General features: G+C 60.1%; 7 protein-coding genes and 2 pseudogenes. 3 read left to right on the forward strand and 6 right to left on the reverse strand.

The window, feature by feature from the left end; genetic code table 11:
• Together ASD02_RS30355 and ASD02_RS30360 are read right to left on the reverse strand one after the other, a co-directional pair.
• A pseudogene (locus ASD02_RS30355) lies at window positions 1-288 on the reverse strand (isochorismatase family protein); the annotation flags it as partial.
• 140 nt (window positions 289-428) lie between these two features.
• A complete protein-coding gene (locus tag ASD02_RS30360; RefSeq protein WP_057217863.1) occupies window positions 429-1,361 on the reverse strand; it encodes a VOC family protein in 933 nt (310 codons plus the stop codon).
• Window positions 1,362-1,481: 120 nt separating this feature from the next.
• Here ASD02_RS30360 and ASD02_RS30365 point away from each other — a divergent pair, with 120 nt between their 5' ends.
• Window positions 1,482-2,381 (forward strand): LysR family transcriptional regulator, encoded by a 900-nt coding sequence (locus ASD02_RS30365; RefSeq protein WP_057217865.1) that lies wholly within the window; start codon window positions 1,482-1,484, stop codon window positions 2,379-2,381.
• Window positions 2,382-2,496: 115 nt separating this feature from the next.
• On the opposite strand, the gene ASD02_RS30370 is transcribed toward ASD02_RS30365, so the two are convergent.
• Together ASD02_RS30370 and ASD02_RS30375 are read right to left on the reverse strand one after the other, a co-directional pair.
• Complete coding sequence (locus tag ASD02_RS30370; RefSeq protein ID WP_057217877.1) at window positions 2,497-3,480, reverse strand: alpha/beta hydrolase; 984 nt, start codon at window positions 3,478-3,480, stop codon at window positions 2,497-2,499.
• A gap of 192 nt (window positions 3,481-3,672) precedes the next feature.
• Entirely contained in the window at window positions 3,673-4,860 is a 1,188-nt protein-coding gene (locus ASD02_RS30375) for an MFS transporter (RefSeq protein WP_057217878.1), read from the reverse strand.
• 103 nt (window positions 4,861-4,963) lie between these two features.
• Between ASD02_RS30375 and ASD02_RS30380 the strand changes: the two genes are divergently transcribed.
• On the forward strand, window positions 4,964-5,854 hold the full coding sequence (locus tag ASD02_RS30380; protein WP_025429598.1) for a LysR family transcriptional regulator: 891 nt from the start codon (window positions 4,964-4,966) through the stop codon (window positions 5,852-5,854).
• 348 nt (window positions 5,855-6,202) lie between these two features.
• Here the strand turns inward: ASD02_RS30380 and ASD02_RS30385 are convergent, their stop codons facing one another.
• Window positions 6,203-8,392, reverse strand: a complete 2,190-nt coding sequence (locus tag ASD02_RS30385; protein WP_057220385.1) for an OmpA family protein — start codon at window positions 8,390-8,392, stop codon at window positions 6,203-6,205.
• Between the two features lie 771 nt (window positions 8,393-9,163).
• Here ASD02_RS30385 and ASD02_RS30390 point away from each other — a divergent pair.
• Window positions 9,164-10,123: a septal ring lytic transglycosylase RlpA family protein gene (locus ASD02_RS30390; protein WP_082555680.1), complete on the forward strand. Its 960-nt coding sequence runs from the start codon at window positions 9,164-9,166 to the stop codon at window positions 10,121-10,123.
• A gap of 146 nt (window positions 10,124-10,269) precedes the next feature.
• Here ASD02_RS30390 and ASD02_RS30395 read toward each other — a convergent pair.
• A pseudogene (locus ASD02_RS30395) lies at window positions 10,270-11,062 on the reverse strand (Gfo/Idh/MocA family oxidoreductase); the annotation flags it as partial.

Genomic DNA, 11,062 nt, shown 5'->3' on the forward strand with positions numbered 1-11,062 from the left:
GTCGTTTTCCGGGAAGACGGCGAGCAGTTCGGGATAGGTGTGGCCGGAGAAGTCGTTTTCCGGGAAGACGGCGAGCAGTTCGGGATAGGTGTGGCCGGAGAAGGATTCGGTCTCGACGGTGGTGATCGTCGTCGGAATATCGAAGACCTTCGCTGCCTTTGCGAGGCCGACGACGTTGTTCTTCAGCACTTGCCGATCGATCGACTGGACACCGAATGCCATCTGCGGCTGCTGGTCGATGAAAATGAGCTGGCTGTTGACGGGGGTCAGGACTTCGAGCTTGGACATTCTAGTTCTCCGTTTGATGTTTGGTGCCGATGATCGGTGTTTGAAATTGATAAGCCTTCGGCGGTCGACTGCCTGGCTCAGGCAGCCGTCTCGAGGGCCGAAGATGTGTGTTGATCAGGAGACCGGTTCAGACCGGGGTCCTATGCGGCAAGCGGAACCAGGTTTTCTTCGATCTGGTCACGGAAGGCTTCATATCGGTTCGGAAGCTTGAGCGCTTCGCCGAGATGTGCGGTGTCTTCATCACGATCGAAGCCGGGCTCGTTGGTCGCAATTTCGAACAGGATCCCACCCGGGGTCCGGAAATAGATCGCCCAGAAGTAATCTCGGTCGATGACCGGCGTGACCTGGTAGCCGGTATCCATCAGCGCCTTGCGCACTTCGAGCTGCTTCTCGCGGTTGTCGACGGCAAAGGCAATATGGTGGACCGAGCCGGCACCTTGGCGGGCGAACGGCGTTTTCGGAAGCGCTGCTAGATCGATCGTATCGGCACCGTTGCCGCCGGGGATAATAAAGCGGGTCACGTCGCCTTCGGTCTCGGCACGTTGGTAGCCCATGAAGCCAAGCAGTTCCTCCGTAGCCGCCGTGTCATGCAGGTTGAAGCGGGCGCCGGCAAAGCCGCGAATGGCCGTCTGGTCTGAGATGCCGTCAGCGATCCAGGGGGCACGGGTGTCATCGGCCGTTTCGACCAGGGCGAGCCCGTCGCCATCAGGTCCGATGAAACGGAGGCGGTTGGCGCCGAACGCTGCGTCTGTTTCCAAACCACCGACGCCCTTGGCAACCAGGCGATCCTTCCAGAAGCCGAGCGAGCCCTTGGGGATGGAAAACTGGGTCTCGCCCACCTCGCCCACACCTGGGCGGCCAATCATCATATTCTGGAACGGAAAGTAGGTCATGACCGTGCCGGGCGTCCCGTTCTCGTCACCATAATAGAGGTGATAGACACTGGGATCGTCGAAGTTGACGGTCTTCTTCACGCGGCGCAGTCCGAGGGCGTCGGTGAAAAACTTGTTGTTTTCGCGCGCATCCGACGCCATCGAGGTAACGTGATGCAGTCCCTTGATATCCTTGATCATGGCCGGTGCCTTTCTTCGTTGGCTTTGTCCGTTTCGATGGAGAAAGATGTAACTGGGTTGATGGGATCACGGAATTGCAATATTCCTTTCGATTGAATTGCTATTTTTGAAATAATCGAGATGAACGACTACAAAGCCCTCCGAACCTTCCTACTCGCCGCCGAAAAACGTAACTTCGCTCAGGTCGCCCGCGAACTCGACATGACGCCGGCAGCCGTGACCCGTGCCATCGCTGCGCTGGAGGCCGAACTTGGCGTGCAGCTCTTCGTGCGCACGACAAGGCAGGTTTCGCTGACAACTGACGGAGCGATTTTCGCCGCGCAGATCCAGCCGGCCGTGAAGACGCTTGAGGATGCACGGCGGGATGTCATGAATGCGCACAAGGCTGATCAGGGACGGTTGCGCATCAGCGCGCCGACCTGGTTCGGCAAGGCCGTGCTCCCGCCGATCCTATCGGGCTTCAGGGAGCTCTATCCAAAAATGAGCTTCGAAATCTCGCTATCTGACGGTCTGGTGAACATCGTCGACGACGACTACGACCTTGCGATCCGCATTTCCTCGCAGCCATCGGATAAGTTCACCATCTGGCGCAAGATCCGCGTTGTGCCGCGCATTCTCGTTGCCGCACCCGGAAGCCGGTTTGTCGATATACAGCATCCCAGCGAACTGACGTCCCACGATTGCCTCGCCTATAGCGGCGAAAGCCGGCGGGAAAACTGGGTTTTGTCGGACGGTGGATCGAGCATAACGATCTCGGCGGGCCGGGCGTTCAGTGCCAACAACGGTGAGGTTCTGGCTGACATGGCAGCTGATGGTGCCGGAGTGGCGATGCTGCCCGGATTTCATGTCTCGGAACATTTGAGAACAGGCCGCTTGGTTCACGTCCTGCGTGGATGGGCGCCGCCCGATCTGTGGCTGACGCTTTATTACCCGCCCTATCAGGCATTGCCGCCCCGCATTGCGTCTTTCTCGAAATTCTTCGAGGAGCAGGCGGCAGCTCAGATGGTGATGCTCGACTGAGGTAACGGTTTGATGGCCCCGCGTGCGAGGCCCCTCGCAGTATGGAATCTGACGCGTTTTATAGGATTAAGTGGGTGCGGCCGCGGCAAGTTTTGCCGCGGCCGCAACTTCTACATCAAGACCGAACGAAGGCGAGAAGGTCAGCGTTCAAGACGTCGGCATTCACGGTCAGCATGCCGTGCGAGAAGCCCGGATAGGTCTTGAGCGTGCCGTTCTTCAGAAGCTTGACCGACTTCAGCGCCGAGTCAGCGATTGGTACGATCTGGTCGTCCTCGCCATGCAGGACGAGAGTCGGAACAGTGATCGCCTTCAAGTCCTCGGACTGATCGGTCTCGGAGAAGGCCTTGATGCCGTCGTAATGAGCCTTCGCGCCACCCATCATGCCCTGACGCCACCAATTCTGGACCACGCCTTCCTGGACTTTCGCACCGTCACGGTTGAAGCCGTAGAACGGACCGGCCGGGACGTCGCGAAAGAACTGCGCGCGGTTAGCGGCGAGCGCCGAGCGGAAGCCGTCGAACACTTCCATCGGCAGGCCTTCAGGATTGCTTTCAGTCTTCAGCATCAGCGGCGGAACGGCGGAGACGAGGACGGCCTTGGCGACCCGGCCGGATGGTTCGCCATGCTTTGCGACATAGCGGGCGACTTCGCCGCCACCGGTGGAGTGGCCGATATGAACGGCGTTCTTCAGGTCGAGGGCTTCGACGACCGCAAAGGCGTCTGCGGCGTAATGATCCATATCGTGACCGTCGGAAACCTGCGCCGAACGGCCGTGACCCCGGCGGTCATGGGCAACGACGCGGTAGCCGTTGGCCAGGAAGAACAGCATCTGGGCATCCCAATCGTCCGACGACAGCGGCCAGCCGTGATGGAATACGATCGGCTGCGCATCCTTCGGGCCCCAGTCCTTGTAGAAGATTTCGACGCCGTCCTTGGTGGTGATGGTGCTCATTGCATTGTCCCCTTCGATTGAGTTGGTGGTGGAAGCAGCTGCGTTGGCTGCAAAGCTGAATGATGTGGAGAGTGCCATGGTGGCGGCAGCCGCCGCTCCGGAAAGCAGCGCGCCGCGGCGCGTCATGGGAAGAAATTTGTCGGTCATATTCGCGCCCTGCGATCTTTGTCTTTTGCCCTCAGCCGACGCTGTGTTCGTCTGATGAAGGGAAGTTGCCACCAATCCGGAGTGACAACAATTGCATCAATCGTTTCGATTCAATTGCGTCTTTTGAAATAATATGGAGGGCGATGAGCACCATCCTCCCGCGTTGATGCTCGCACAGCGTTGATTTTGATCTTACAACTGGCGTGAGCGACCAAGCGCTTTTACGGCCAAAGCGAGTAGCGGCAAGACACCTCCCACGAGGCTCACACCGAGCCAAGAGCCATTTTGCCAGGCAACTGAAGCAAGTGCCGATCCCGCCGCGCCGCCAAGAAACATTCCAGTCATGAAGATCGTGTTCAGGCGGCTTCGTGCATCCGGATTGAGTGCATATATAATGTGTTGATTGGAGACCAATGCGCCCTGAATGCCGAAGTCGAGGACGATGACGCCGATGATGAGAGCCACGATCGAAGCCCATGCTCCAAAGATAATCCAGGACACGACAGTCAAGGCCGCGCCAAGCCAAACAACGAAATGCGGTCCACGCTTGTCGGCAATGCGACCCGCCACCGGAGCAGCGAAAACGCCGACCGCTCCCACGATACCGAAAAGCCCGGCAATATCGGCACCAAGGCCGAAGCTCGGGCCCTGGAGGTATAGCGCAAGTATGGTCCAGAACGCGGTGAACGAAGCGAAGAGGGCGGCTTGTACGAGGGTCGCTGTCCGAAGAGATGGCTCATGTGTCCAGAGGTGCCCCAGCGATTTGATCGCGTTGCGGTAATGCAAACGAGACGTGGGAGCATGATCTGGAAGCGTCGCGAACATCATCGCGGCGGCCACCAAGGCCATCGGCACGCCAATCCAGAACATCTCGCGCCAGCCGGCATGTTCGCCGACAAAACCAGATAGGGTTCGGCTGAACAAAATGCCCGACAGGACGCCCGCCATCACGGTTCCGATGGTCGCCCCGCGCTTCTCAGCAGGTGCCAATGAAGCCGCGAAGGGAACGATCTGTTGCGCTACCGTCGAGCTTGCTCCAACCAGAAGGGAACTAGCCACCAATATCCACGCGGACGAGGAAACAGCCGCTAGGGACAGCGCGATGGCAAGGATCAGAAACTGTCCAATGATGAGCTTGCGACGGTGGACCAGATCGCCAAGAGGCAAAAGAAGGAAGAGACCGAGAGCGTATCCCAACTGGGTGGCGGTCGGTACTAGAGCGGTTGCGGACTGGCCGGGAAAATCGGCCTCGATGATACCTAGCATCGGCTGATTGTAATAGATGTTGGCGACAGCGATGCCGCTGGCGGTGGCCATGGCGAGCAAGCCAACTCTACTCAATCCCGTAGGCGTTTTTGCATTCACGGTCGTGATTGTCATTTCCGGAGCCTTTCAAGCTATGAGATCGCAACAGACGTAGCTTTGCATCGCGCTCCGTTGTAGTATTGGCTAATGTTGAGCCTGTTTATCGAAACCCGTTATAATGAACACTGACGACATCGAGGTCTTCGTGGGCGCTGTTTCTTCCGGAAGCATATCCGAGGCAGGGCGCCGTCTTGGTTTAATGCCGATGGCGGCGACACGTCGCCTCTCCGCGCTGGAAGCAACGCTTGGCGTGCGTTTGCTTCACCGGACGACTCGGTCACTGTCGCTGACGCCCGAAGGTGAAACTTTCCTTCCGTTCGCTCAGGCCATCATTGAAAATGAACATCAAGGCCGCGCACAGGTTCGCGCGGACACGCTTGGCGCGGCGGGGCTTCTTCGCGTCTCGGTGCCAATCGTATTTGGCGTGAAGATTGTGACTCCGCTGGTCCCAGCTATCCTTGCGGCTAATCCAGAACTGCAGATCGCCCTGGATATGAACGACCGCCTGCCTGATCTGACGGCTACCGGAACCGATTTGGCAATCCGCATCGCGCGTCTGAAGGACAGCAGCCTGATCGCACAAAAACTGGCGGATAACCCACGAACGCTTGTTGCCTCGCCGGGCTATCTTGAGCGGCGTGGGATGCCGCGTTCCATCGATGACCTCGCTCTCCATGATTGCCTTCCTATGACAGGAGTCACGCATTGGACTTTCGTCGCCAGTGGCTCCGAAACCCATGTTCGCATAGGCTCTCGGTTTTCTTCGAGCAGCATCGCTGGATGCCAATCTGCTTGTGTCGCCGGGGCTGGGATCACCCTGCTTTCCGAATGGGCGATCGCCGATGACGTACTCGAAGGGCGGCTGCAGCGCGTCGTCCTCGATGACGCCACTCCTGAAGAAATTGGGATCTGGGCAGTCTACCCGACCACCAGGAACGTCCTGCCCAAAGTGCGCGTGTTTGTCTCCGCTCTGCGCCTTGCATTACAGGCGGAGACCAATGCCCGTTAGAGCGTGACAATCACGGAACGAAGCGGCCTTTTCTTTGTGCGCCACAGAGCTCTCTGCCAACGGCGGTCGACGCACGCAAATCTCAGCTGGTTCTGCAGGCGAGTTGCCCCAACACGTCGAATTCAGAGCGGACAGCAAGCTTTCGGGATGCAACACTAAGCGCTGTCGTTTTCGTCAATGCCTTCCCATGCGCCGGAACTAATCGAGATGCTAGGCGTTTTGAGAAAATACCGCTGGAACACGCCACAATCTCCAAGGTCTCAGTGACAACAAAAGCCGCTGAGACCTTCTTTCGAGGCAGTTAGCTCTCGCGAAGAGCCTTCGATGTCATGGCGCATCAGATTTCCGTTACCGCTGCGCGACCGGGCGCACCAGCGGCGTCACGCGGCGGATGGTCACGCGGCGGTTCTCCTCCTCGGGCTCCTGCGTGCGGATCTTCAGGAAGCGCTCACCATAGCCTTGGGTGACCAGGTTTTCCGCCGGGATGCCATAGACCTCGGTTAGGAGGACTGCGACGGACTCGGCACGCTCATCGGAAAGTACCAGGTTCGAGCGGTCGGAACCGACGGCGTCCGTGTGCCCCTCGATGAAGAAGGTCTCACCGGGATCCTTGTCGAGAACCTTCTGCATCGCGTCCGCAACCTTGCGCAGTGTCTTGGCCTGCGACATCGACACTTCGGCACTAGCCGTCACGAAGTGGATCGTATCGAGATCGATGCGTCGGACCTTGTCACGGAGACGGGCCGAATTGCGGACCTCATCGATCGTATAGACCCGCTCGACGCGTTCGACCGGTGGCTCGGACAGGAATTCGTAGTAGTCCCGATCCGGTTCCTCCGCGTAGTCGACGATGTAGTCGTCGACCGGAATCGCCAGGCGCATCGGCGGCAATTCGTAGCCGACGTCGACGATCGCCGGACGTCGTTCCTCCTGATATTCCGGCGCGTACATCAGCACATACTCGTTGCCGTCGCTGTCGACGCGCGACCGCTGCAGGATGTTGCCGTACCGGTCGTAGACCGTGACGATGCGATAGCCGCCCGGGCGGACGATCGTTTCACGAACGCGGCCGCGCGCCAACTGATCGTAGTAGGTCTCCTCAGAATCGCGGCGGAGCCTTGGCCGATCGTCGCCACGCACGAAGAACTGGTCGCCGACGCCGAGGACGACGCGATCGTCGATCCTCTCGACCACCTGCACCTCGGTCACATCATTGTTCGTGGTGTTGTTGATCACCGTGTTGTTGATGACCGTGTTATTGACGATGTTCGTCGTCTCCGGGACCGCGAAGACTGGCGCCGCTTCGACGCGTTGGCCTTCTTCCTTGATCGCGGCCTCGATCCTCTGCGGGACCGCCTGCAGCACCTCGGCCGGAATCTCCGCCTGGGCCGCGGCATCGTCGGTCGGCGGCGCTATGTTCTGCTCCTGGACGCGCAGCTCTTCGCGCTGCTTGCGCCGAGCATCTCGCGCCCGGTTGCCACCGGCATTGTCGGCGTCCTTGTCGCTGTCGAGCACAGCCGCGCCGTTATCGACCGGAAGCACTACGGTTTCATCGGTCGCCGCCGGATCCTGGGCGATCTTGCGCTTCTGTTCCTTTGTGCGCTTGTCGACGACGATCGGAGCGGGCTTGGCCCGAGGCTCTACACCCTGGAGCTGCTCGGCCGTTGCAGGTTGTTCGGTCCCCGGAACCGGTTGCTTCTCGCCCTTGCCGGTCCGCGGCGTCGGCTGCTCGGCGGAGGGTTGATCGGCTGTAGTTACGCCTTCCGGTGCGGCACGCTGTTCGAGGGCCTTCTGTTTCTCGGGCTGCTGTCCGTCCGCCTGCTGCCTGCGTTTCTTTGGCGCAGGTATCTGCTGCTCCTCGGCCTGCTGCGGTGTGCCTTCCTCTACGGCGGGCTGCTGTTCTTCGGCTTGCTGCTTGCGCTTCTTGCGCACAGGAGCTTGTTGCTCCTCAGCCTGCTGCGGAGCCCCTTCCTCTACGGCGCGCTGCTGTTCTTCGACCTGTTGCTTGCGCTTCTTACGCACCGGCACCTGCTGTTCCTCGGCCTGCTGCGGTGTGCCTTCCTCTACGGCGGGCTGCTCTTCGGCTTGCTGCTTGCGCTTCTTGCGCACAGGAGCTTGTTGCTCCTCAGCCTGCTGCGGAGCCGCTTCCTCTACGGCGGGCTGCTGTCCGTCCGCCTGCTGCTTGCGCTTCTTACGCACCGGCACCTGCTGTTCCTCGGCCTGCTGCGGTGTGCCTTCCTCTACGGCGGGCTGCTGTYCKTCSGCCTGCTGYTTGCGCTTCTTGCGCACCGGCTCTTCTACCTGTCGCTGCGGCTCTTCGGCCTGCGGTTGTTGCTGTTCTGTCTGCCCTTCCTCGGCGGCATGCTGCTTCTTGCGCTTCTTGAGCAGCAGCAGGTCCTCAGGCGACTGCTGGTCGGCCCCTTCCTGCGCTACCTGGAACGGCGCCATCAGGCTGTCGGCCAGCGCCGGCTGAATCGCGAATGATACGGCGAAAACGGGCAAGGCCACTGTTGCGAAAAGTTTGGATCGAATCGACATGATCTTCCTTCGTCTTGTTGGGAGGTCCCCGCGCCAGTTGCGCGTATCGCCCGCATCAAAGTCGGTCGAGCGGCGTGCCCGCTCGCGCACAATCCCGGGGGGCCATGACCTGCGGTTCCGACTTTTTTGTGTCAGTCAAACACTAGTCCCAACGCCGCAGCTACCGATCGGTTCCGCTTGTAGGCCTATCCCGAACCTGCCGACTTATGCCGAAGAGAGACCCGAAGGCTTGGTGGTCAGCAAGCGCGTGCGGGCGATGTCTCGTCCAATTTAAAGCCAAACGTCGACCAATTTAAATCCTAAGCCATCCGGTCATCGCCCGCTGCTTGCTAGTTCAGCCGTTCCATCCGACGATCCAGTCCAGCGCCATGCACGGCGACCGCTCGGTGCGCCGAGGTGAAGCGGGCAGGCCTGCTACCGCCCCGGGTCGGCGGTCCGCGGTAGCGTTGTCAGCGGCCAGCCCAAATAGAAGGGTTGCGTATATTCGCGCACCCTAATGGAACTTTTAGCATCAGGTCCGATTCTACAATTATTCACGGAAGGAGCGAATTAATGGCCCGACCCCAGACTGCAGCAATGCATCGACAAGTGCCTCCGCTGCAATTCCGTCTGTCCCTCGACCCGATGCACAGCGGACTGCGAGCGCCTGGCCGATATGAGGGTTCGTGTCGAGACTTGCGGCAGATGCACGGTTGGCTGTCGCCGGCGTTGGACGGATGGTTATTGATGTAAGGGGCGGCTGTCAAAGGCTTGCGATGGCTGGCGATTACGATGGTCTGCGCCAGCTGTGCTACCTGTACATCCACACAAGCGCCGCACAAGAACCGCAGCAATGGATATACTTCCGAAATTGTACACGGCGTGAAGGCGAGCACGCGGGGCGCCTACGGCAAGAATATTCGCAAGGGTGGTGGCCGCTATATCGTCGGGAAGCCCTATGTGGTGAAAGGCAAGCGCTATTATCCGAAGGAAGACCCGAACTACGACAAGAAGGGTGTCGCTTCTTGGTACAGCTCGGCCTTTCGCGGGCGGCGGACCGCAAACGGCGAAATTTACGATCCGGATCACCTTTCCGCCGCGCATCCGACCCTTCCCTTGCCCAGCTATGTGCGGGTGACCAATCTTGAAAACGGTTCTTCGCTCATCGTGCGCGTCAACGATCGCGGTCCGTTTCATCGGGGTCGCATCATCGACGTTTCCAGCAAGGCAGCCGAACTGCTGGACCTGAAGCCCCGTGGCACGGGCGCCGTTCAGGTGCAGTATGTGGGCCGCGCCCGCCTGGGCGGACAGGATATGCCCTATCTCATGGCCTCCTTTGTGAAGAAAGGTGATCGCTTCCCGGCCGTCAATCCGGAGCCTCAGATCGCAACCGGCCTACTGGTGGCGTCGAAGCAGGCGAAGGGCGACCATTCACGGAGCGACGGTCAGCCCCTCTGGCCGATGTTGCCTGAGATCGGCCACGTTACATTTGAACGGCCGTCCGAATACGCCTGGGCCGGCGGCCTGGGCGGCGATGCAGATGTCAAATATTGCTTGGACAAGGACATTGATGACGGTGCGCGCGACATGTGCGAGATTCAAGTTATCCCTCTGCCGGGTGGCGATCGCGATCGGCGTCTGATCGGTGTGATCTCTATAAGGCGACGCCGCTCTCGTTGTCTTGCGCACCAACAGCGCGTCAACGTGGTAGGATCGGGTCAAGCGGACAACATCAGGGCCAGCAGGTCATAACGTGCCGCACAAACAGGCCGGAGACATGACTGCACCCGACCCGCAAAGCTCAAACATGCCCAAAACCACATTGTCAAACGGGCTTCATCCAGACATGGCGTGATCGCCCGCAGGCGACATCCGGGCGGAAGCGGGCGGCCGTCGAGTTAACCGAACGCATGATTGTTGGAGCGCTGGGTATGCACGGCGCCGAGCTCGCGCCTTTCCGCCTCGGTCTCCATCGCCAGATCAAGCACCTTCTGCAGGTTCGCCGCATGGCGAAAGCCGGGCTCGACCGTCTTGGCATCCCGAACCGCGGCGACGAAGCGCTGGTAGTTGGTCGGCACCGTGCCGGCATCGACATCACGCCAGGTTGCCGTTTCGTTTCAACATCCGTGCCGAGGCAGGCGCGAAGCGTCGAGCCATCGGGCGTATGAACCACTTCGAGCGCCCCCTTGTCGCCATGCAGCCGCAGCCGCAACTCGTTGAGATGGCCGGTCGCCCAGCGGCTCGCATGGATCACGCCCATGGCGCCGTTGCCGAACTCGGCCGTCATGACGAAGCTGTCATTGGCGTCGAGATCATATTCGCCGATGCGGTTGCCTGGCGCCTTGTCGAAGGTCTTCAAACGCGCGAAGATCCGCTCGGCATCGGTGCCGGCGCCATAACCGGCAAAATCGAGGATATGGATGCCGACATCGCCGAGCACGCCGTTCGAACCATGTTTGGTCGACAGCCGCCAGAGCCATTGCGATTCCGTCGCCCAGTCGCCCCACGCCTTGGAGACGAGCCAGCTCTGCAGATAGGACGCCTCCAGATGGCGCAGCTTGCCGACGTCGCCGGCCAGCACCATCGCCCTCGCCTTCTGCAGCGGCGCGACGTTGCGATAGGTCAGATTGACCATGGTCACCAGCCCCGATCGCTCCGCGGCATCGGCCATTTCCGCCGCCTTGGCGTAGT

This window comes from Ensifer sp. Root1252 (assembly GCF_001425885.1).
In the GTDB taxonomy this organism is placed as follows: domain Bacteria; phylum Pseudomonadota; class Alphaproteobacteria; order Rhizobiales; family Rhizobiaceae; genus Ensifer; species Ensifer canadensis.